Source organism: Paenibacillus sp. FSL R5-0923 (assembly GCF_038009145.1).
GTDB lineage: Bacteria > Bacillota > Bacilli > Paenibacillales > Paenibacillaceae > Paenibacillus_AQ.
This window is the reverse complement of the sequence record NZ_JBBPAT010000001.1, coordinates 3084545-3106707: the sequence shown is the minus strand read 5'-3', so window position 1 is coordinate 3106707 and position 22163 is coordinate 3084545. Positions and strand designations below refer to the sequence as shown.

Here is a 22163-nt window from a genome sequence, read left to right as displayed (position 1 = left end):
AACTTGCCCTTATGTTGGAATGGTGATAAGGAACGTTGTGCCTTTGCCTTTTTCACTATCAACTTCAGCAATGCCTTTCACTTTATCAATGGTACTGTAGACCATAAGCATTCCCAGTCCTGTCCCTTCGGCTTTGGTCGAATAATACGGTTTACCGAGACGCGATATTTCTTCCTTTGTCATTCCAATGCCAGTATCGCGAATACTGATAATAATATTTTGTTTTTTTTCCGAAATATCGATGAACAGCGTACCACCGTCCTTTTCCTTCATGGCTTCGATTCCATTTTTATATAGATTAATAAGACATTGCTGTATTTGGTTCCGATCATAATTTTTGAATAGCGAATTATTAAAATTAAATTTGACCTCTACTTTGTGCATAGTGGCATAAGGCATGATGATATTTTTAGTATATTCTGCCTCCTCCTGCATGTTGGAATAAACCATATTATCGGATTGCGGCTTAGCAAATGAAAGATAGTCACTCACGATTTTTTCAGCCCTCTGTAATTCTAATAGAGATAACTCTACGTACTGTTTCTCCTCCCTTGTGATCGTCTTAGATTTATTCAACAGCTGCAAAAAACCGCTGGTCACTGTAAGCGGGTTTCTGATTTCATGTGATACACTTGCCGCTAGCTCGCTCACGACATTTAATCTTTCAGATTGCATAATTCGGTCGCGATTCTTAATATTAGTAATAATCTTTTCTATTAAGATCATATTGATACACATCACCCCGACATGCGTCGTAAAGGCATTTAAGGTGAGAAACCAATATTCCCTATTTAAACTCCCCTGTGTAAAACCTAATATAATTAGGTAAAATCCCATTGTCAGAAAAGAAATTATTGTTGCCGCGATGATGCGACTTTTCGAATCTAGTTTTAAGAACCTTTTACTATATAGAGGAACTAGGATTAGGATTGAAGTGGCGAAAAGAAAGGATTGTAACGTACCCTCTCCCCCCACATAGAATCGATAGATATTTAAAAGGATATATAGCGGTAGAACGTTCTTGTATCCACCAAAAAGAGCCACAATGATAAACGGGATATATCTCAAATCAAAAATAAAGCCCATATCGAGTTTAAAAGGTTTGGCTATACAGAGACACATGGTCACTGCCGACAGTAGAACTAGAATCTTACTATTATAAGCAAAAGCACGATTCTCAAAGAAAAGTAGAAAAATTAAGATTGGAAACAATAAAAACAAGAAATTCAAAAGCAAAGTCTCAAACAAGGGATAACTTCCTTTCAGCCTAGTGTTGCTTAAAATACAGCGTACTGGAAAAATACGCTAAAATAATATTATAAGTAAAGTTCCCCTTATTAACTATGTATTTCTCAACCATTTTTAAAATAATAAAAAACAAAAGCACCCTATGGATGCTTTGATGAAGTGATGATTTTTATTGTTTTGTTGTTTGTAGCACGCTTATAATGAGCGATGCAAGTACAATTCCTAAACATATCCCCGTTATAGGTGAAACCACAAGAATACCCATTATATTCCCGCTCGAACTAAAAAATAACTTTATACTGGTCAAAACAACTGCTACAACAACTACTGATGTCCAGAAAACAATCTTTTGTTTCGTAGATACCACTGGTATTGTCATTATCGTTTCATGGTGTCGATACAAAGAACTAATTATTATCCAGGTTAGCATGAGTAATCCGAATGCCGAAAAAGAATGCTGCAGTATTTTATAAAGAGGGAAATTATAAATCATTAGGTCTCTTAGAGGGGAGTATCGCTCAACAAAGTAACCATTGAAATGTGTAAATCCATCGATGAACACATGAGTTAAAAAACCAATTATCACAGATAGGATAAACACTACCCAGCCCTTAGGATTCAATCTCCACTTGCTTAAGGTATTGTATGCTCGTTGATCAATATTATAATTTGAAGGAAGATGCAATACTAATATTTCCTTTACGATGACATGGAAAATCACTGCAAGGATCACACATAGGGGAATCGCCTGCAAAAATAGTCCTGTGATAGAATGGCCTATACTTTGATAGGGCTCAAGCATAATAAAATACTCAAAATCAGGCGACATACTTCCTAATATCAAGCCTGTAGTACTAAAATATTTTGGTTTCACATATTTAAACGGAAGTGCAAATATAGGATGAGCAAAGGTAAAAGGCATAACCATCTCCTAGTGTTATTTATAACTTCTTAGCAACAAAGGTAATACAATCTATTGTAAGTTTTACAGCTTGTCCGTTTCTTTCAATTTCATATTCTAATTGTTTTACAAATTGTTGTTGAACTTCCCATTCAGTGTACTGATGAACTAATAAGTCCAGCATTTTTTCTGTAGATAAATTCACTTCAAACATTGGATCTAATTCTTGTCCATTTTCAAGGTTTACCTCTTGTATGTTCGATCCGATAATAATGCAATTGGTCCCATTTGTTTTTGTTCCACAAATCATTTCATTAAGTTTTCTGTGAAGTACCTTTTCCGAACTTACATGTTCCAAAGAAGACACTGCTAAAATAATGTCATACTTTTCCTTATCGATAACGAAATGTTCAATGTCTGATAATTTTGTCACAATAAAGGGTTCTACCCCAAATTTCTGACTATAACTCTCTAATTTTTCTATGGCCGACTCCAATAAATCCACGCAAACAACCTTACCATTTCTATTTTTCATGGATTCCGCTATAGGTATACTATTCCTACCAATCCCAGATCCTAAATCTAGTACACTTAAATATTCTTGATCGGTGTAGGCTTCTAAAAGATCGATTGCCGTTTGTACGGGTCTATGTAGCCAGGAACCTGGCTCGAATAAATTATAACTATCGTAACACATGTCATGATATCTCTTCTCTTCCGTTCTAATATTCGCTACTCTTTCCATATCACACCTCGGGCTTTCTAAATTAAGCATAATGCTGAAGAAACTACCTTTGAAAAGTGGAAAACAAATCAAAGTCGCAATATGGTTGTTAGCTCTTCTTCAATAATTTCGCCGCTGTCACGGAAACCGAAGCTTTCATAGAGCCTTTTAGCGGGCAAGTTATCAGCCTTATAAGAAATCCAACAATATTGTGCGGGGCCAGCCGGTAAAGTGCGGATAAATTCTAAAATTCTTGTCATGGCTTCTCGGCCGTACCCCTGATTCTGGTATCGTTTATCAATCATTAGTCGCAGGATACAATAGCTATCATTTACAAAGGATGGCACTTCATATCCAGTGATTCCATAAGTCATCATCACAAAACCAACCGGCTCTTCATCCGCGTAAATCGCAAACGGAAATGGATGACCACCATTGGTTACAAGGACATAACACGAAGCCATGCTTGATAAATTGGAAGCTACGAAGCGACGTTGATCGTCTGAAACCTCCAAATTGAAAATGGCACGTCGGTTTTCTAGTGTGATCTTTCTGAGAGTAATCATGATGGGCTTCTCCCTTCATATCTAAATTATTGAGTTTGGATATTATATCATCAATTTCCATGTTTTGTAGCGATAGTCTGCCCACTAACTAAAAAAGGCTACCGTTCAATCGGTAGCCAGGATGAAATACTCATGTCTTTATTTTCCTAGAAATCCACCTTCAGACTTTATCACTTGCCCCGTAATCCACTGCGAATCATCACTCGCTAAGAAACTAATGCCTCTAGCTGCATCTTCAGGCAACCCGATTCTTCCCATTGGAAACATAGGCAAAAAATGAGTTTTCATCTCATTCGTTATCCACCCGGAATCCGTAGGACCCGGATCAAAACCATTAACTGTGATATGTAGCGGAGCTAAACCAACAGAAAGAGGTTCAATTAATCCAATTAATGCACCCTTTGTCAATATATAAGCCAGGTTATCAGGGTCAGGCCCTTTAGAAACCATAAAAATAATTCTACCTGGAGTCCCCTTTGAATGATTCTTTTCGAATCTTCTGGCAAATTCAGTACTGAGTAAAACCGTGCCACGATTGTTCACTACATAGTGTTGATCTAACGAAGTGATGCTCAGGTTCTGATAATTCGTGGGCACGCAATAAGCTGCATTGTTAATCAAAATGGAAGCATTTCCTAAAGTTTGTTCTACCTGATCCATAATCTTTATTGAGATTTCAGGATTGGAAAAATCTGCTTCCATGTGACTCGCCCTGACTCCCAAGCTTTTCAGTTCTGCACAAAGTTGCTCCGGCCATTCCTTTTCTCCACCATTCCCTTCTGTTTCATCAAAAGGATGCCAATGCGTAAAGAAAATATCTGCCCCCTGGCTTGCAAGTGAACGGCATATGGCTGTTCCGATTCCTGTGGATCTGCTTGCTCCAGTAACGATTGCAATTTTATTTTTCAATGAGTTCATCTATACCATCTCCGATCATAAATTAGAAGGATAGATAGGTAGAGATCCATAGACATAAGCAGATTCAGCATCACTAAACTATAAGGGAGATAGTGTACCGTCTTATTAATTATGTGCATTAATGCAGGAACAGTTACTGTTCTATCCTTTAACAATAGTAGCTGAAATTCTGCATCAAACATAGATAAAATTTCCAAAATAATTAATGAAGTTAAACCTCTTGTAAGTCATCCCTTCGGCTTCGTTCCTCTACAATTTCTAACGCCCTGTTCTTCTCATCAAACTTACTGTTATGTGAGGAGACCTGCGCTCTTATTGACGCATCCGGCTCGATATACAACTTGGCGCTGTTCACGGCTAACGCTGCATCCGTAAAAGCTCCGGCAATAAGATAAAGCTTGCTGCCGTAATTTGCCGTATCTCCAGCCACGAACACTCCCGGAAGATTGGTTGCCAGCTTCTCGTCCGCATTAAAATTCCAATTCTCTCTCACTAACCCCCAATCTACAATAGGACCTAAATCCCCGCGTAGCCCATGATTAATTAGGACGGCATCCACCGCAAGACGCTCCTGTTCTGTTTCATCCGTCCATTCCCCGTCCGCATTTAATGGGGCGATTGAAACAGCATCAAGGCGATTGCCATTCCCGTATAAATTCTTAATGGCATATGGCGTAAGAACTTGAACGTTCGATGCCTTCATCCGCCTCACATTCCGTTCCATACCACTGAATCGATCCCGCCTATGCACGAGCGTGACCGCTGAAGCGATTCCTACTAGTTCATTAGCCCAATCTACAGCTGAATCACCGCCTCCAGAGATTAGCACTCTTTTACCGCGAAAGCTTGCCACATCCGTAACGTTATAATGGAGATTATCCTTTTCGTAATTTTCCGCTCCGGGCAGGTTAAGCTTAGCAAGCTTTAGCGCACCATGGCCTATGGCCAAAATCAGCGTCCGGCTCCAATGCTGCTCTCCGGTCGCAGATGTTATACGCATCGTGCCATCCACCAATCTCTCTAACCCGGTAATTTGTTGACCCAGTACAATGGTCGGATCAAAAGTTTGAGCTTGCTGGATCATGAGCTTTGTCAGCTGTGCTGCGCGAACGGGGGCCATGCCGCCGACATCCCAGACGATCTTCTCCGGATACATTAATGTCCTTCCTCCGAGTTCCTCTCTCGCCTCAATCAGTTTCGTCTTCATGTCGCGCATTCCACTGTAAAAGGCAGCATACAACCCTGCCGGTCCTCCACCGATTATAGTTACGTCAAAAAGCTCCAATTTCTGACCCATTCTTTGCCTCCCTCTGTTCTCATCCTCTTGAAAGAAGATCTAAATCTTCTTGCGCTTAAACAGCAGATACATGAAAAAAGGAGCTCCAATGCCTGCTGTGAACACGCCTGCCGGAACATCTAGCGGTTGAAAAAGCATTCTTCCTGCCAAATCCGCCAACAGTAGAATGATTGCACCTATTAACGCGGATACCGGGATGATCAGCTTGTAAGAATTTCCAACAAGCATTCTGGAGATATGCGGTGCCATCAATCCGATGAACGATATCGTCCCGGCTACGCCAACTGCAGCACCGGCAAGTGCAACGCTATAAAATAAGAGAATCATCCGACTTAACTGAAGCCTGCTTCCAAGCCCGCGAGCGACATCCTCACCTAAGGATTGCACATTTAATTCCTTCGCGAGCAGTAGCGATAAAGGAATGAATACCGCTACCCACGGCCACAGCACTTCAATATAACTCCAATTGGTGCCGTAGATGCTTCCCGTCATCCAATTCAGCACTTGTGCGGCCAAATAAGCCGGCCCGCTAATTAGCAGAAACGTAGTGAGCGCGCCCATTGCGGTAGAAATGCCAATACCGATCAGCACCAGCCGAAACGGCGAAACACCTTTTTTCCAAGCAAATACATAATTAATAGTTGTCGCAACCAACGCGCCGCCGATGGCAATGAACGGTACCCAGTGGATACTGTACCCGGTCACGAAAGTCATGAAGGCAACCACAGCTACCGATGCCCCTCCGGTTACACCCAGCAGATCGGGCGAAGCGAGAGGATTGCGGATGACGCCCTGTAATAGCGCACCCGCTACTGCCAATGCTGCGCCAATGAGTATAGCGGCTACTATTCGAGGCAAACGGAACTGCATAATGATCAGGTTACTGGCTTCTGCGTTTCGTCCCGTAAGAGAAGCAAGTACCTCTTTTAATGGTACGCTAACTCCCCCAACGGATAAACTAAGGAGCGACAAGGCGGCAACGATACAAGTTAAACCTAAAAACAACAAGAACGAATGCTTCGCTATACGCGCTTTAAGCATGCTGTTTCCTCCTAGCCACATGGATCAGAAAGGGAACGCCGATAATCGCCGTTGCGACACCAACCGGAACTTCTCTGGATTCCAGAATAAAGCGCGATGCTAAATCCGCAGTCACCAAAAGAATCGCCCCAACTAATGCGGTATAAGGAAGCAGCCATCTAAAATCATGCCCAACGATGTATCTGCATAAGTGAGGGACAATAAGTCCTATGAAAGCAATCGGACCAGCTGCTGCTACCGAGCTTCCCGCCAATAGTACAATTGCCGTAGCCGACAGCACGCGGACCAGCGTTAGACGCTGTCCCAAGCTCTTCGCGCTATCGTCTCCAATCGCCATAATATTTAACGAGCCCGATAGTAATAGTGAGATCGTCATTCCTATTGCCATATAAGGCAGAACCATCAATAAATGCTCCAGATTTCTTCCTTCTACAGAGCCGATCATCCAGAATAGGGCTGATTCCAACGACTGCTTATTAATTAGAATAATGCCGGATGTAATAGAGGAAGCGAAAGCTGCCATACAAGCGCCGGCCAAGGTCAGCTTTACAGGCTCGAAACCGCCTCCTTGCAATCCAAGCGTATAGACAACCGCCGATGTTGCGACCGCACCTGCGAAAGCAAGCCAGACCATGCCGCTCATCGTTAACGAGGAACCGAATACGAGTAGCCCGATGACAATAAATAGCACAGCGCCCGCATTTACACCGAAGACAGAGGGCGAAGCCAGCGGATTTCTTGTCAGAACCTGCATAATTGCCCCGGCTACTGCTAAACTTGCCCCCACCAGTGCCGCAATCAGGGTTCGGGGAACACGAACCTTCGTCAGAATAAGATGTTCGTTCGAACCGTTGAATTGACTGTAAGCCAGCCATAGATCTTTCAAGCTGAATTGATGAAGACCATACAATACACTGCATAACATACTAATTAGAAGCAAAATTGCACCGACAACTAGGCCGGCGAGCTTTCGCTTGCTTAGGAAAGAACCATTCACGTCTGCACCGAGCCTCCTATTCATTGGCAGTCTTAACAACTAAACTGCCGGAATCGTCAACAAGCTGACGCGAATACAGCGCCAGCTTGTTGATTCGATCCGCCTTTATTATTTCACATCAAAGTATTTAACGAGTTCGTCCAGCAACAGATTGGCTGCTTCATATCCGCCTGCCGAGTTCCAGATTGCTTCATCGACTTGAATCACCTTTTTGTTCTTTGAAACGCTCAAATTTTGGAACAACGGATCTTTTTTCCATTCCTCCACGACCTTCGATGCATCGTCCTTGCCCGGAGTCTCCGACACGAAATAGAAGAGAACATCACCATCCATGCTAGGAATCGTCTCTTTGGTCATAACTTCGATAAAGGAGTCTTTATCCTGCGATTCAGGCCGTGCAATTCCTAATTGGCTCAAGAGCACGCCGGAGAACGTTTGCTTCTGATAAATACGCACTTGTTTCGCGGAGAAGCGCACCACCGACACTTTCGTGTCTGCTTTGCTACCGAGCTTCGCCTTGACTTCCGCAACTCGTTTATCGAAGTCCGCCATCGCCTGCGCTCCTTCTTCCTGCTTGTTTAAAGCTTCGGAGTAGAGTTTGAAATTAATCTTCCAATCTCCTGCCAGGTCATCGGAGAATATCGTCGGAGCTATCTGCTTTAATTGGTCGTAGATTTTCTCTTGTCTGACCTTATTACCGATAATCAGATCCGGCTTGAGGCTCGCGATCAATTCAATATTCGGCTGAAGCTCGTCTCCCACAACCGTAACGCCTTCCATGTCTTTCTTGATATGGTCGTACCAAGGGTCACCAATCCAAGACTGAACGGCTCCGACCGGTTTGATGCCCAGTGCCAAAAGTGCCTCTGTTCCTTCATTGGTCAATATGACAACACGTTCAGGGGCGCCGGTAAGCGTTTCTTCCCCCATCGCATGCTTAATCACTCTTGTGTCATTACTTACATCCGTCGACGGACTCGCAGCTGGACTTGCGGAAGTTGCAACATTATTAGTAGAAGTGCTGTTGCTTGTCGGTGTGACATTCGTTCCCCCTGTCGAGCATGCACTCAAAAAGAGAACGAAACAAAATAATAAGGTTGCTGCCATTGTTGTTCTTGACTTACGATACATCGGTATTTCCCCTTCTCTTTTATATTGATAATGATTCTCAAACTCATTACCAATATAACGTTGCTGCCTTCTAGCAACAATGGGAGATCTGAACACGAAGGATGGATTATTTCGACGCTGCTCCTGTTGCAACGCTGCTTCTTTAAAGCTGGTGGGAGAAACACCCTCGTATTTCTTGAAGATACGGCTGAAATAATAGCTGTCGGTATAGCCTACACTCTCGGCAATTTCCTTCAGCGTGAAATCTGTGGATAGAAGCAACTGCTTCGCTTTGCTCATCCGCAATTGAATCAAATAATCGATCGGGCTCGTTCTCACTTGCTTCTTAAAGGCGTGCAGTAGCTGTCTGGAGCTGCAACTAAGGTGTTCAAGCAGCGTCTCAAGCGTTATCGGCTCCCGATAGCGTTCATGAATATAACGAACCGCTTGGGCCACCAAGTCAGGCTTAACGGCTATGATATTCTGGCGTTCCATCTGCTCTAGAATTTCATAAACCATTTGATAAAATATCGCTTTAACTTGAAGCTTATTGAGTAGATCTGAACGATGCCACTCCTTGCTCATGGAGGTGACATGATGGAAAACGGAAATCGGATAATGGGGCTTAAATACATATTGCATTTGAAACGGATTGTGCTTCTCCATCAGCTTGATCGTTTCTTGACGGGATGGTAGTGCTAGTACCGCTTTATACAAAATAATATAGTATTCCAGCAGCTCATCTGCCGTAATATCAAGGTAGAGACCCTTGCCCCCATGGAGCAAGGAAAACCGGCTGACGCGGTGTGCTATGCCGTCCAGTTGGAGATGTGCGCTACCTCTAGTCACATATAAGAAGACGCTTGAGGGCATTCTGTACGCATGCAGCTCCTCGTCTTGTTCCATTCTTCTATGTCGTATATCTATGATCTTGATGAATGCCTGATTCCATAGCAAAGCTTGATCATTCAATGTCACCGTCTTGCGCTCCCCCTTCTCTATCACTCCATGTTGAGAGATTTATACCCCCATCATATATGATAATGATTATCATTTACAATGATATTCGCAGAACTATTTTCCAGCGGTGTTACTGACAATGGAACGTAAATAAGACGAGCAACCGTTGATGGTTTGCTCGTCTTTTCTATCAAATTTAATAAATGTTTTATTTGCTCCCCATAGCTGATGTGTGTTGAAGGATTTTCGACACACATTCATCTAAGGAAAACTTGTCTGTCTCTACGATCACATCCGGGCTAACGGGCTCCTCATATGGAGAATCAATACCCGTAAAATGCTTGATTTGTCCGGCTCTTGCTTGTTTATATAGACCTTTCGGATCTCTCTCCTCACATACTTCCAAAGGACATTGAACATAAACTTCCTTGTAGGAATCCCCTATGAGAGAACGGACCTTATCGCGTGTAGAGCGGTATGGAGAGATCGAGGCAACGATCACATTCAGGTTCGCATCAAGCAGAATCTTACCAATCTCACCAATTCTTCTACCAACTTCCAATCGATCCTCTTCGCTAAATTGAAGATCCTGATTAATACCTCTCCTCAATGTATCACCATCCAGAATGTAGCAATTCTCAATGTGATTTTTCAGTTCCTCTGCAAGCGTAGATTTACCTGAACCCGATAGTCCAGTTAGCCAGATCATTTGATTCATAGATACGTACCTCTTCCTGCTAGATTCTATTGTTAAAATACTTTGTATAGTTATTCTAGCTTAAACACAATTTCAGTACCTGTCCCGTCCTTCTTTAAGGGTGAACTAAATTCCCTGAACTCTAATTTAATACCGGAGATATCGTCGGGGAGTGGCGGAGATACTACGTAGTTATAAGCTGCATGCCCTGATGAACTTCCGCCATTCGTCATTCTACTGTCATACGCTTCTCCTATATACAGCTCAAAATGGTTAAGTTTATTGGCATATAATTCAGAGGTAATATCCCAATCTATACTAAGCGTGACAACACTTGCATTACTGTATTGTCGTATTGAGGTCAGTGTATAGAAGAACTCATCTGCCTCAATAGATTGTAGAACAGCAATATGTTTTCTAAAATCAGTTGGCTCGACCATCGGCTTAAAATGTTCTTCATTAAATAAAGTCCCAAATACCGCTTTCAAGAAATCCTCGTAGAGTTCAAACCTCGCCGCCCAATCTGAAATATACTCAAAGGGTGGGAATCCTGGATTATTATCCAAGCGTTCCTTACGTTGTTTTATCAATGCACAAATCTGCTCATCGATATCCGTAATTCTTTGATCGTATTGCTCGGTTGGGCGTATAAATGGCATCCGTTTCATCTTAGTCCTCCTCATTGCAATTCTTTGCATTCATATGCTTATTAGACTAGCGTTACTTCGATAATTTATTTTATACATTTAAATACGAGAAAAAGTGGGATTCTCATCCTTCTCTTATACTCTCCTTCACTATTAAAAAACTGAGGATTTGGCTTACATTCTCTAATATCCTCTATTTTAAATCCAACATGTTTCAATGACTGGAAATACTCTTCAAAAGTTCTGTGGTGCTTAACTACACTTTCTCCAATCCAAGGCTCCATTCTCTTACCCATTTCAAAATAGTTATCGACGATCCAGTCCGACTTTCTTTCTGAAGTTGTTGCACTTTTCATGGATGATGTTAGAACCGGATGCTGTACACTAAAAATAAACTGACCATTAGGGATAAGCGCACTACGGATACTATCAAAGATTGGTTCTAGGTCTTGTAAATAATGAATAGCCAATCGAGAGATTACCAAATCATATTTCTCTTTTGGGTAATTCCAACTCTCCATAGTAGCATGGTGAATCTCACTTTTAGATGTTTTTAACAGTTCTTTTGCTGCTTTGACCATATTACTTGAACCTTCCACACCTTCGTAAAAGATACATCCCTGCTCAAGCAACTCATATCCGAACTTAGCATCCCCGCATCCTAAATCGAGCACCTTTTTCCCAAGTACATCGCCCATAAGATCATATATAACCGGCTTTTCAATAATGTTATTTGGGCTATCCGCTCTGTTTCTTCTCAATAAATAGTTATAGAAAAAATCTTCATTGTCATACACCGATGACCCTTTGTAATCCAACAGAATACCTCCTTGCTGTAAGAAAATTCTTTTGGGTAATTTTAGCATTTAAAACAACCTTATACTACCGATAATTTCATTTAGCTCTTAAACCTATCATTAAAAAAAACACACCAAAGAGTCTCTCTGAGGTGTCCAATTCTTAGTGTTTGATTGGCAACGTATAGTATCCAAAAGCAAGATCAAGTAAAGCACTCGCTTCTTGGCGAAGCAAAGGCTTTTTAGAACGAAAATCGACAGACCCGTCATCATTCACTTTTGTATCAGGATCTACAATGCCTTGTGACACTAATGCTATGATCGAATCAGTGGCCCATGAGTCTGTGTCACCTTTAAGCGTAATTTCTGAAGCTTGCTTAGCTTGTTTTAGATTTTGAATCATAACGGCTGCTACTTGTCTTGTGGTGACAGCATTACGATCAAAACCAGGTATTCCTTTTTTCGTTAATTCTTTATTCCCCTCAATTAAATGAGGAAAGCCGTACCAACCATGGGCAAGAATTAGAGCATCCATAAACTCACCTTGTGTCATCGTTCCCTGTGGTTCGAAATTGTTGCCGGATTTAGCACTTATCACATCAAGCGAATACAAGTTGTCGATGTAGGATTTATAAGCGCTCTCCTCAGATACATCAGCGAATGCTGGCTTCGTGTGAACCTTACGAGCATCTGAAACAAAGTCTGGGCTATTAGGATTCGTATAATAAAAGTATTCGATCTGATCTTTATGATCTTTTTTAAAGGCCAATTTGTTACCTAATTCATCTTCGAACAATAGCGGATTAATCATTCGTAACGTATGTGTACCGCTTGTTCCAGTCTCCATAATCAGATTGCCATCTGCATAGGTGAAGTTCGATTTCAAGAAATAGAATCTGGTGTTCAAATAAGTTCCAGTATATTTAGCAGCTTCTGATGCAGGTAATGGGAGATACGTTGGCGTCTCTGGTGCTTTCTTTTCAGGAAAATAGTGATCCATCAAGGCTTCATAAATATCTAAGCTCATCATTGTGTCATTGTTATAAGACATGTAGAAAGCCGTATTCTCCTCAGGCAATAATACGATCAGTGATTGATGACCAGGCATATTTCCACCTTTGAGAACCACATGATAGCCATTCATCAGATCATTACGATACCCTTCAAATCCTCCAACCGTCGTCATCGGAAGCGATTCATTCGCAAATACAGAGTAGGTTTGCATCATCTTCGTGGTTTCTTTACTAATGATTTGCTTCCCATTCACACTACCTTGTTGTTGAAAAAGAGTTAAATATTTAGCCATATCTTCTCCTGTGGAAAGGATGCTGCCCTGGGGCCCATCGGTAGGCGCATGCCCAAAGGTTGGATGAGGTTTACCATCTGGTCCATAATGCGTGGCCATTCTAGCTAAAAGCTCTGGGGTAAATCGAGCACTAGTAGAGTTCATTCCTAACGGTTTGAACACATGGTTCTCCATATACTTATAAAACGGGGTACCACTTACGTTCTCAATCGCATAACCCGCAAGTAAAAAGGCAAAATTATCATAGGTATACGCTTCACCCGGCGTCCGAACGACAGTCGGCATATGCTCCGTCATAAACTTTTTCATGGGGATGTCCTGATCTACATATTCCGGTGCAACAAAATTAGCTTTATCCGGGTAATCAAAGCCCGTTGTGTAAGATAACATATTTCTTAAGGTTAACGGAGTTTCCATTTCATTTGGTACTTTCATTCCGCCAAGATACGCATTGATATCGTGATCAAGATTCATCTTTCCTTGTTCCACTAGCTGCAAAGCTGCTAAAGCGGTAAATGTCTTCGACACGGATGCGATCTGAAAGACGGTATTCTTATCAACAAGGGTTTTCTTTTCTTTGTCCGCATATCCGTACCCTTTATTCACGAGCACCTTTCCGTCTTTAACCACTACAAAATTGGATCCGTTCACATTGTATTCCTTCATTTTCTGCGCAAATATAGGGTCCGCGAAAGCCTCGATTTCTTTTCCATTAAAAGATCCTTTCGAACTTGTTGCGTTAGTGGAGACTGGAGCTGAACATGCTGTAAATACAGTTGTTGATAATAGTAGTGCGATGACGCTGAGCCTGCGTGTCTTTTTCTTCATAATCCATTCTCCTCAATTTGGTTATTTGTGATTAGTGAACCTGTTCTGAGTATCACAAACAGATTGTCATTCTAGCTAGAAACGTTCTGTCACCAATTAGCTTTGTTACATGTCATATGACATAACGGTTTAATCAAAAAAAAGACACCAACAAGGAGTCAGTGTCTTTCATTTCGTATATTAGTCTAGAAGAGCTTATAACCATCTCGAAAAATTTTTATGAGTTACTTTGATCTGATTTCGTTCGGCCCAAGCTTTTAACTGTTTCATTATTTCATCTTCATCTTTTTGTGACAGAAAATTAAAGCATAATTTATAAGGAACAAATTTATTCACTTTAGGTCTAATCCCAACTACAGGACTAAAATATCCTTTTATATATATGTCATTAATCCGCTCTGCTTCTATTCCTAGATCTTCTATTAATATAGATTCCGGTTGAATCTGAATTTCAACAACTCTTCTGATCGTAAATATCCTGTAGACTAAAACAATTGCAACAATGAAACACAAAATAGCCTGACCATAAAGTAAACAAGAAAGCACTAAGTTGTCACTACTTGTATAGCGATAGTTTAGATTATAAATTTGAAATAATTGAATCCCCATTAGCAGACTGATATACACCAGAAGTGGTATTAACGACGGACGCCTCACTCTATAAACCTCTGTATTATCCATGTGCCCCTCCTTTTCTCACGTCCATATAGATTACCATATGTTATAAAAAATGGATATTGCACATTTCTTCACTTTACTGGAATCTCAATCACCTTATTATATGCTTTCAAATAATGCAATCCTTCTATTAGTAATGACTCAGGCTCACTTTGTGTATCAAATAATAAAGTTCGTTCTTTCATTAGTTTACCATCCGTTTGTTTTACCTCTTTTTGATTAATCGTTGTTTTTAAAGTTGTACTCCCGTTGTTCGTTTCAATAGACACACCATCCAGCATTACATCATCATCCGTAGCAATCGTTATTTCGATACCTTTAGAGGTTTTGGATACATCCTTTAACCATAGTTCTTTATCACCCAGCATTAATGGCTTGTCACTTCTCGCAGTCAGGAGATACTTTTCATCTATCGTCTGATACCCAGCAAATTCTTTAACGACTAGCTGCATGGAATGTAGCTCCTTAGGCAATGTGTCGAAGCGAATATCAAATGTTCTTCCACCTAATGAGGTTTGATTACCACTACCCAGGATCTCAACAGGTGTTCCATCGACAATTAATTGTATCCCATGTAATCCAAGCTTCACTCGATCAAAATTATCGACATCCAGCTTCCCTTTTACTACAGTCATCGTTGGTGTAGCTGTGATTGATTTGAAGGTAATCGTACCTTTGTCGACTTTAATCTTTTTATTGATCGATTGTTTAATCTGAGTTTCCATGGCCTCATTAGGGTTATAAGGGAACGTAACTGTTCCTTCGCTCATCTGGCCGTTCTCTACTAGCTGCTGCCAAAAGTGTAACGTTAGTTTTTTTGAAAATGGATTTACGCTGTCAAACGACATCTGACCTTTAATCTCCGTATGACCTTCATTGATTAACGCAGTCCCACTTACTACGTTTGAATCGGTTAAAAAACCACTTATTTTTGAGGGTCTAAAAGCGTCTACAGACATATCCTCTAGTCCATTTGGGTTAGTTAAGGTGTAATACATAATGAATTGATTGGCGTCCGCCATAATTCCGTTAATGGTAAGAGTTGTTCCGTCTAGTAACGTAGTTTTCTTGTTGATGTTTTGTCCCAACCCTTTTTCATTTAGCTGTTGTAAAGTTGTGCCATTAAGCAATTCATCAAAGCCAAAAAGCTGTTTGCCAAAATAAGCAAAAGCATTGTAGTTTTGTCCAGAGATCACTGTCACCAATAAAACAACCGCCGCAACCTTCCAAATCGGTGCTATTCTTTTCGTTCTTTTTGCGGGAGCCGAATTCAAAGCCTTTCTTAATCTCATTTCTAATTCTTCAGGTGCGGTAATGGACGCTATGCGTGTCTTTTCATCAGCTAATTGTTGCTCGACGTTATTGTTCATCAACATCACCTCTGTACTGATTTTTGAGCGTTTGTAATCCATGGTAAATTCTTGATTTAACCGTTCCTATCGGAACTTTCGTAATGTCAGCTATCGTTTGATAATCGAGATCATGAAAATACTTTAATTGAATCGCTTCTCTCTGATGTTCATTTACTTGTAACAACAAGGTCTCCATATCCATTTGCTGCTCACTTCTGCGATAAGGATCATTACTACTCACTACTTGGCCTATTTCCCTATCGTCAACCTTACTCCAATCCTCTAACAGCACCAGCTTGCCGCGCTTATGAAGTAGTCGTTTACAGCCATTCACCAAAATCGTCTTACTCCAGCTATAAAATGCTTCCTCTTTCTTTAGTTGACCGATCTTTTCATAAAGTGTGACGATCATTTCCTCCATGGCATCCATGGCATCATGCGCATTCCCCATATAGCTGAACGCTAGCCTATAATAAACGTCTTTTTCAGACATGATTAAGTGGAGCAATGCTTCTTTATTCCCCTTTTTGGCTTTTTTCACCCAACGAGCAACATCCATGCCTTCACCTCTCTCCCCTATAAGAGTTAGGAGTAACTTAAAAAGTTCATTTCCCATAAAAATAATTTTTTTTATACTATGTATGGTTTCATTCACCTAAATGTAATATTAAGGAAAATAAGTCTCTTCTATACCCCAATCTAGTTGATTTTAAACACTTCAAGTAATAGAATGAACTAATCTAAAAGAAAAGGATGGGCATAAGAGATGCCGTTTAAAGAACCTCGTACACTCAGTAAAAGATCCCTATTATTTTTCTCTCTCATTATGCTAGTTAAAAGTTATTTTGCTTGGTATTTTCTCTTTGAAGACGGGCCTACGTGGACCACATGGCTTAAAGAAATCCCTTTTGTGCTTCTAGTCTTTTGCTTGATTGAATGGTTCGCAACGAAACGAAAAATTGCCATCTACATGCTGGTCAATGTGTTGATCACTACACTATTTTTCTCACTCATTGTATATCATAATCATTTTGGCATTATTGCTACTTCACAAGTATTAGATCAGGTCAAGCAAGTTGGAGCCGTTAAGAAAAGTATTTTCTCGGTCATGCGTCCGCAATATATGCTTATTTTTGTGGATATCATTGTCATTGGTTTGGTCATGTTGAGAAAACAGAAGGCACTTAATTGGAAAAAAGCCATGTCGCGTAAAAGTAACCGGAAAGCGGTTGCGATCTTATTCTGTGTTTCCATCGTCATTTGCGCAATGAATATTTTTCCTAACCGAGCCAGTATGAACGAAACCGTTAAAGCCGAGCAAATGGGCATTCTCAATTATGAAGCTTACTCTCTATTAGCCAATCAAGAAGAAGAACAAATCGACGTCGCTAAGATTACACAAGCAGCGATTAACGAGACCAAAGGAATTCAAGCAACCTCAAATCCGGTTCAATTTGGAGCCGCCAAAGGAAAGAACCTGGTCATTCTTCAGATGGAGTCTTTCCAGAACTTCTTAATCAATCTAAAGATTGATGGAGTAGAAATTACGCCGAATATGAATAAGCTTACGGCTAGCAGTTATTACTTTCCGCGTTTCTACCAGCAGGTTGGACAAGGAAATACTTCTGACGCCGAATTCATTGTAAATACTTCTTTCTATGTTCCACCTGATGGTCCAGCCACTCAAATGTATGCGCCAAAAGAGCTTCCAAGCTTACCTAAGCTGCTTCAAGCGCAAGGTTATGATACGGCAACATTCCATACCAATAAAGTCGACTTTTGGAACCGTGGCGAGCTTTATACTGCCTTAGGATTTAATCGATATTACGATAAGGAATATTATGGTGAAGAGGACACGGTATTTTATGGAGCTTCTGATGAGGTGTTGTATGAGAAAACAGCTGCAGAGCTAGCAAGGATGGATCAGAAGGATCAGCCATTCTACTCCCATGTTATTTCGATGTCAGCGCATAATCCGTTCTCGATCCCTGAGGATAAATACAAAATGGCCCTTCCAGAACGATTCGAAGGAACATTAGTCGGGGATTATATTCGTGCTCAAAATTATGCTGACTATGCACTTGGACTTTTTATTGATGAGCTCAAACAAAATGGGGTATGGGATAACAGCTTGATTGCATTGTACGGAGATCACCGCGGACTTCCTATCTTCTCTCTAAAAGAGGGCGATCACGTCTTATTACAGGAAATCCTTGGTCATGAATATACGGAACGCGAATTAATTAATATTCCGTTGATCCTATCAGCGACGGGGATTACAACGCCAAGTGTAAAAGAACAGTTGGGCGGTCAAGTGGATATTTTGCCTACTGTATCTAATTTATTGGGTGTTTCTCTTGCGGATCATATTCATTTCGGACAAGATTTATTGAATCAATCGACTTATAACCTACTTCCTCAGCGCTATTATTTGCCAACAGGATCGTTCGTAAATAATGAAGAGCTCTTCCTATCTGGCAGTGGCTTCGAGGATGGTCAGCATTATACCTTATCTGGCGATGGTAACCACACGCAACAAACGACCGAGGATGAGTTCGATCGTGCTTTAGAGCTTCTCCATCTATCAGATAGTTATGTAACACAGTTACCGGATAGAGTAATTGAGGAAAAATAAGCTTATATATATATCAAAAACACTGCATCACCAAATCGGCGAATGCAGTGTTTTTCTATGGTCATTTACTTATTCTTTTACGACCAGTTTTAGAGGTGCGGCAATCAGTTTCTCAACCGTCTTGCCATCTAATACGTCTTTCGCTGCTTGAATCGCTAACTGCCCAATTAATGCAGGCTGCTGAGCAACGGTTCCTGTGAGTTTACCCGCCTCAATGGATTTAAGTGCATCGTCATTTCCATCAAAACCGATGACAGGAATATTCTTACCTGAACTCTGAATCGCTTCTATAGCACCAAGAGCCATTTCATCATTATGAGCGAAAACCGCTTGTACATCTGGATTTCCTTGGAGAAGGTTCTCCATAACGGTCAACCCTTTCGTACGGTCAAAATCAGCAGTTTGCTTCGCAATCACCTCAAGCTGCGTGTCGGCAATTTCATGGAATCCTTTCCCGCGTTCACGGGTAGCTGATGCTCCCGGTGATCCTTCTAGTTCTATAACCTTTGCACCTTTTCCAAGTTGCTCTACAATATATTCAGCTGCCATTGATCCACCTTTTACATTATCAGAGGCAACAAGGGCTTTAATGTCTCCCTTATCTGCAGAACGGTCCAAAGTAACGACTGGAATATCTAGACTGTTAGCTGTCTGAACAACCGTCGAGATCGCTGAAGAGTCTACTGGATTGATTAACAGCGCATTTACACCTTTTTGCATTAAATCTTCAACGTCATTACTTTGCTTGGCTGAATCATTCTGCGCATCGATAACGAGAACCTCCATACCAAGCTTCTTAGCTTCTGCCAAAACTCCATCTTTAACAGATACAAAGAACGGATTGTTCAAGGTAGATATGGATAATCCAATCTTCATATTCCCTGGGCCCCCGCCGCTGTTCGGCTTTGCCCACTCTGGAGGCTCTAAGGAACAGCCCGTCATAAGAATCAAGAGTAAGGAAGTAAAAATTAATGTGAGCTTTTTCATGTGGAATCCCCCTTATACGGCTTTCTTACGGTCTATGAGTACAGCAATCGCAATAACGATCCCTTTAACTACCATTTGGTAAAATGATGATACGCCGAGCAAGTTCAAGCCATTGTTCAGAATCCCGATAATAAGAGCACCAATTAATGTACCTACGATACGTCCACGGCCACCTGTTAAGCTCGTCCCCCCTAATACTACTGCCGCGATCGCATCTAACTCATAGGATGTACCTGCTGTTGGTTGCGCTGAGTTCAATCTAGAGGTCAAGATGGCGCCAGCCAATGCTGATAACATACCCGTTAAGGAATAGATCATTATTTTGATGCGGTCTACTTTGATCCCTGAAATAATGGAAGCTTTCTCATTACCCCCAATAGCATACGTTTTACGGCCAAATGGCGTTTTATGCAGTACAATCCACAACACAGCGAATACGATAATCATCGTGATAGCAGGTACAGGTATTCCTAGTAAATATCCACGACCAAACAATTGGAACGTCATGCTGTCACCAAGACCTGTGATCGGATTACCGTCCGTGTATACAAGCGTTAATCCGCGGAAAATAGTCATGGTCGCCAGTGTAGCAATAAACGGCGCCATTCTACCTTTCGTAATCATCAGTCCGTTGACCATCCCCATCAGTCCACCCGCTAAACAACCCACAACAATAGCTAAGATTGGATCCCAGCCTGACAACATCAAGTTGGCTGTGAAGGCACTGGATAAAGCTAGAATAGACCCTACTGATAAATCGATACCACCCGTTAGAATAACAAAAGTCATCCCAAAAGCGATAAGCGCATTAATTGCGACTTGTCTAAGCAAGTTCAGTATATTAAGGGGTTCCATAAAGCTTGGGTTCAGCACGGTTACGATAATAATTAGAATGATTAGCCCTAGTAATGGCCCTAATTTCTGCGTGATTTGCCCAATTTGGAAACCTTTCTTTACACTCTCATCTTTGATAGTAGTCATTACTATTGCCCCCCTGTAGCTAACGTCATGATTTTTTCTTGCGTAGCTTCCTGTTGTGAAAGTTCTCCACTGATTTCCCCTTCATGAACAACTACGATGCGGTCACTCATCCCTAAGACTTCAGGAAGTTCTGAGGATACCATAATAATGGCGACACCACGTTCAGTTAATTCGTTCATAAGCTGATAAATTTCCCGTTTTGCCCCAACATCGACGCCGCGTGTAGGCTCATCAAGGATAAGAACACTGAGGCCAATACCAATCCATTTGGCGATAACTACTTTCTGTTGATTACCCCCAGATAAATTCCGGACCAAAGTGGATGATGATTGTGTCTTAATGTGTAGCCGTTTAATAAGCATGTCCACGAATTCTTGTTCCTTCTTAGCATTGATTACACCTTTAGGGGCAAAGTCGTATAAATTCGTCAGTACCATATTATCTCGAATAGAGAAATCTAGGATTAACCCCTCATCTTTGCGGTCTTCTGTAACAAAGCCGATTCCAGCTTGCATAGCGTCATTGGGATTCCGAATGGTATTCTTCTGTCCCTTCACCCAAATCTCACCTTGGTCTAATGATTCTAATCCGAATAAGGTTCTCATCATCTCCGTACGTCCAGATCCCATTAATCCAGAGAATCCTATGATTTCGCCAGCTCGCACAGAGAAATTAGCATTTTTAAATTGCCCTTTCTTTGAAGCATTCTTAACTTCAAGAACCACTTCTCCGGGTTTAGAAGTACGCTCAGGGAACCGGTCCGTTAATTCACGACCTACCATCTTCCGAACTACATCGTCAAAATTAGTTTCAGGAATGGGCTTCGTGTCTACGGTTTTCCCGTCTCGCATAACGGTGATTCGATCACATATCGTAAAAATCTCTTCCATCCGATGCGAAATATAGACGATAGAGACGCCTTCTTTCTTTAACGAGGCAATGACTTCAAATAGTTTCTGTATTTCTCTCTCGGTTAATGCAGCGGTAGGTTCGTCCATAACAATAACTTTCGCATGAGTCATAAGCGCTTTAGCGATCTCAATCATCTGTTTTTCACCTACTGAACATTCCCCCGCCTCTTGGTTCAAAGGAATGGTCACAGAGAGCTTAGCAAACTGTTCATTTGCTAACGCTTTCATCTCTTTCCTATTTAACAGGCCGAATTTGGATGTTCGTTCCTTGCCAATGAATAGATTATCCAGAACCGTCATATCTGGCCATACATTCAGCTCCTGATGGATAAATGCGATTCCATATTGTTCTGCCTCTTTGGGATTCGTAAAGTATTTCTCCTGATCATCTATACGAATGGTGCCTTGGTCACGTTGGTGCAGACCGATCAGAATATTCATCAGCGTAGACTTACCTGCGCCATTCTCACCCATCAGGGCATGAACTTCACCATCCTTAAGTTCAAAATCCACACCGGTCAATACACGGTTAGCGCCAAAAGACTTATGAATATCTTTCATCGTAATGTGCATACACTTAGA

20 protein-coding genes are annotated in these 22163 nt (G+C 41.3%); 1 reads left to right on the top strand and 19 read right to left on the bottom strand.

The genetic code is table 11. From position 1 onward, the window contains the following. Positions 1-9 precede the first annotated feature (9 nt). The 16 genes from MKX35_RS13840 to MKX35_RS13765 all read right to left on the bottom strand — a co-directional run bounded on the left by MKX35_RS13840 (position 10) and on the right by MKX35_RS13765 (position 16626). Positions 10-1248 carry an ATP-binding protein gene (locus MKX35_RS13840; protein WP_076300491.1) on the bottom strand — a complete coding sequence of 413 codons (1239 nt, stop codon included), beginning with the start codon at positions 1246-1248 and terminating at the stop codon, positions 10-12. A gap of 169 nt (positions 1249-1417) precedes the next feature. Further along, positions 1418-2170, bottom strand: coding sequence for a DUF4184 family protein (locus tag MKX35_RS13835; protein WP_076300492.1), 753 nt, complete (start codon positions 2168-2170; stop codon positions 1418-1420). 19 nt (positions 2171-2189) lie between these two features. Further along, positions 2190-2894, bottom strand: a complete 705-nt coding sequence (locus MKX35_RS13830) for a class I SAM-dependent methyltransferase (RefSeq protein ID WP_076300493.1) — start codon at positions 2892-2894, stop codon at positions 2190-2192. A gap of 68 nt (positions 2895-2962) precedes the next feature. Further along, positions 2963-3439, bottom strand: a complete 477-nt coding sequence (locus MKX35_RS13825; protein WP_076300494.1) for a GNAT family N-acetyltransferase — start codon at positions 3437-3439, stop codon at positions 2963-2965. A gap of 138 nt (positions 3440-3577) precedes the next feature. Further along, positions 3578-4357: an SDR family oxidoreductase gene (locus MKX35_RS13820; RefSeq protein ID WP_076286617.1), complete on the bottom strand. Its 780-nt coding sequence runs from the start codon at positions 4355-4357 to the stop codon at positions 3578-3580. 211 nt (positions 4358-4568) lie between these two features. After that, positions 4569-5654 carry an NAD(P)/FAD-dependent oxidoreductase gene (locus MKX35_RS13815; protein WP_076300495.1) on the bottom strand — a complete coding sequence of 362 codons (1086 nt, stop codon included), beginning with the start codon at positions 5652-5654 and terminating at the stop codon, positions 4569-4571. A 39-nt stretch (positions 5655-5693) separates the two neighbouring features. Next, positions 5694-6695 (bottom strand): FecCD family ABC transporter permease, encoded by a 1002-nt coding sequence (locus MKX35_RS13810; RefSeq protein WP_076286614.1) that lies wholly within the window; start codon positions 6693-6695, stop codon positions 5694-5696. Beyond that, the gene (locus MKX35_RS13805) at positions 6688-7716 is read right to left on the bottom strand and encodes a FecCD family ABC transporter permease (protein ID WP_042189822.1); all 1029 of its coding nucleotides are present in this window, start codon (positions 7714-7716) and stop codon (positions 6688-6690) included. Before MKX35_RS13805 ends, MKX35_RS13810 begins: the two co-directional genes overlap by 8 nt. An 84-nt stretch (positions 7717-7800) precedes the next feature. Further along, a complete protein-coding gene (locus tag MKX35_RS13800; RefSeq protein WP_076286613.1) occupies positions 7801-9780 on the bottom strand; it encodes an AraC family transcriptional regulator in 1980 nt (659 codons plus the stop codon). Positions 9781-9970: 190 nt separating this feature from the next. Continuing rightward, positions 9971-10510 carry an adenylyl-sulfate kinase gene (gene cysC, locus MKX35_RS13795; protein ID WP_256721766.1) on the bottom strand — a complete coding sequence of 180 codons (540 nt, stop codon included), beginning with the start codon at positions 10508-10510 and terminating at the stop codon, positions 9971-9973. 20 nt (positions 10511-10530) lie between these two features. After that, positions 10531-11127 (bottom strand): hypothetical protein, encoded by a 597-nt coding sequence (locus MKX35_RS13790; protein ID WP_076300496.1) that lies wholly within the window; start codon positions 11125-11127, stop codon positions 10531-10533. Positions 11128-11192: 65 nt separating this feature from the next. Then, entirely contained in the window at positions 11193-11924 is a 732-nt protein-coding gene (locus MKX35_RS13785) for a class I SAM-dependent DNA methyltransferase (RefSeq protein ID WP_076300497.1), read from the bottom strand. Between the two features lie 142 nt (positions 11925-12066). After that, positions 12067-14037, bottom strand: a complete 1971-nt coding sequence (locus MKX35_RS13780; RefSeq protein ID WP_076300498.1) for a serine hydrolase — start codon at positions 14035-14037, stop codon at positions 12067-12069. Between the two features lie 195 nt (positions 14038-14232). Further along, positions 14233-14718 (bottom strand): hypothetical protein, encoded by a 486-nt coding sequence (locus MKX35_RS13775; protein ID WP_076120707.1) that lies wholly within the window; start codon positions 14716-14718, stop codon positions 14233-14235. A gap of 68 nt (positions 14719-14786) precedes the next feature. Then, positions 14787-16127 (bottom strand): DUF4179 domain-containing protein, encoded by a 1341-nt coding sequence (locus MKX35_RS13770; RefSeq protein ID WP_341044252.1) that lies wholly within the window; start codon positions 16125-16127, stop codon positions 14787-14789. Continuing rightward, positions 16075-16626, bottom strand: coding sequence for a sigma-70 family RNA polymerase sigma factor (locus tag MKX35_RS13765; protein WP_076300553.1), 552 nt, complete (start codon positions 16624-16626; stop codon positions 16075-16077). Before MKX35_RS13765 ends, MKX35_RS13770 begins: the two co-directional genes overlap by 53 nt. A gap of 267 nt (positions 16627-16893) precedes the next feature. Here MKX35_RS13765 and MKX35_RS13760 point away from each other — a divergent pair, with 267 nt between their 5' ends. Then, the gene (locus MKX35_RS13760; protein WP_341044251.1) at positions 16894-18702 is read left to right on the top strand and encodes an LTA synthase family protein; all 1809 of its coding nucleotides are present in this window, start codon (positions 16894-16896) and stop codon (positions 18700-18702) included. A 69-nt stretch (positions 18703-18771) separates the two neighbouring features. Here the strand turns inward: MKX35_RS13760 and rbsB are convergent, their stop codons facing one another. The 3 genes from rbsB to MKX35_RS13745 are packed head-to-tail and all read right to left on the bottom strand — an operon-like array spanning position 18772 to position 22154. After that, positions 18772-19689: a ribose ABC transporter substrate-binding protein RbsB gene (rbsB, locus tag MKX35_RS13755; protein WP_076300501.1), complete on the bottom strand. Its 918-nt coding sequence runs from the start codon at positions 19687-19689 to the stop codon at positions 18772-18774. A 12-nt stretch (positions 19690-19701) separates the two neighbouring features. Continuing rightward, a complete protein-coding gene (locus MKX35_RS13750; protein WP_042189841.1) occupies positions 19702-20670 on the bottom strand; it encodes an ABC transporter permease subunit in 969 nt (322 codons plus the stop codon). A 2-nt stretch (positions 20671-20672) separates the two neighbouring features. Next, complete coding sequence (locus tag MKX35_RS13745; protein WP_076300502.1) at positions 20673-22154, bottom strand: sugar ABC transporter ATP-binding protein; 1482 nt, start codon at positions 22152-22154, stop codon at positions 20673-20675. Positions 22155-22163: the final 9 nt, after the last annotated feature.

Coding starts and splice junctions, on each gene's coding strand:
- MKX35_RS13835 (WP_076300492.1), bottom strand. CDS start 2,170: ATGCCTTTTACCTTTGCTCATCCTATATTTGCACTTCCGTTTAAATAT.
- MKX35_RS13830 (WP_076300493.1), bottom strand. CDS start 2,894: ATGGAAAGAGTAGCGAATATTAGAACGGAAGAGAAGAGATATCATGAC.
- MKX35_RS13825 (WP_076300494.1), bottom strand. CDS start 3,439: ATGATTACTCTCAGAAAGATCACACTAGAAAACCGACGTGCCATTTTC.
- MKX35_RS13820 (WP_076286617.1), bottom strand. CDS start 4,357: ATGAACTCATTGAAAAATAAAATTGCAATCGTTACTGGAGCAAGCAGA.
- MKX35_RS13815 (WP_076300495.1), bottom strand. CDS start 5,654: ATGGGTCAGAAATTGGAGCTTTTTGACGTAACTATAATCGGTGGAGGA.
- MKX35_RS13810 (WP_076286614.1), bottom strand. CDS start 6,695: ATGCTTAAAGCGCGTATAGCGAAGCATTCGTTCTTGTTGTTTTTAGGT.
- MKX35_RS13805 (WP_042189822.1), bottom strand. CDS start 7,716: ATGAATAGGAGGCTCGGTGCAGACGTGAATGGTTCTTTCCTAAGCAAG.
- MKX35_RS13790 (WP_076300496.1), bottom strand. CDS start 11,127: ATGAAACGGATGCCATTTATACGCCCAACCGAGCAATACGATCAAAGA.
- MKX35_RS13780 (WP_076300498.1), bottom strand. CDS start 14,037: ATGAAGAAAAAGACACGCAGGCTCAGCGTCATCGCACTACTATTATCA.
- MKX35_RS13775 (WP_076120707.1), bottom strand. CDS start 14,718: ATGGATAATACAGAGGTTTATAGAGTGAGGCGTCCGTCGTTAATACCA.
- MKX35_RS13770 (WP_341044252.1), bottom strand. CDS start 16,127: ATGGATTACAAACGCTCAAAAATCAGTACAGAGGTGATGTTGATGAAC.
- MKX35_RS13765 (WP_076300553.1), bottom strand. CDS start 16,626: ATGGATGTTGCTCGTTGGGTGAAAAAAGCCAAAAAGGGGAATAAAGAA.
- MKX35_RS13760 (WP_341044251.1), top strand. CDS start 16,894: ATGCTAGTTAAAAGTTATTTTGCTTGGTATTTTCTCTTTGAAGACGGG.
- rbsB (WP_076300501.1), bottom strand. CDS start 19,689: ATGAAAAAGCTCACATTAATTTTTACTTCCTTACTCTTGATTCTTATG.
- MKX35_RS13750 (WP_042189841.1), bottom strand. CDS start 20,670: ATGACTACTATCAAAGATGAGAGTGTAAAGAAAGGTTTCCAAATTGGG.
- MKX35_RS13745 (WP_076300502.1), bottom strand. CDS start 22,154: ATGCACATTACGATGAAAGATATTCATAAGTCTTTTGGCGCTAACCGT.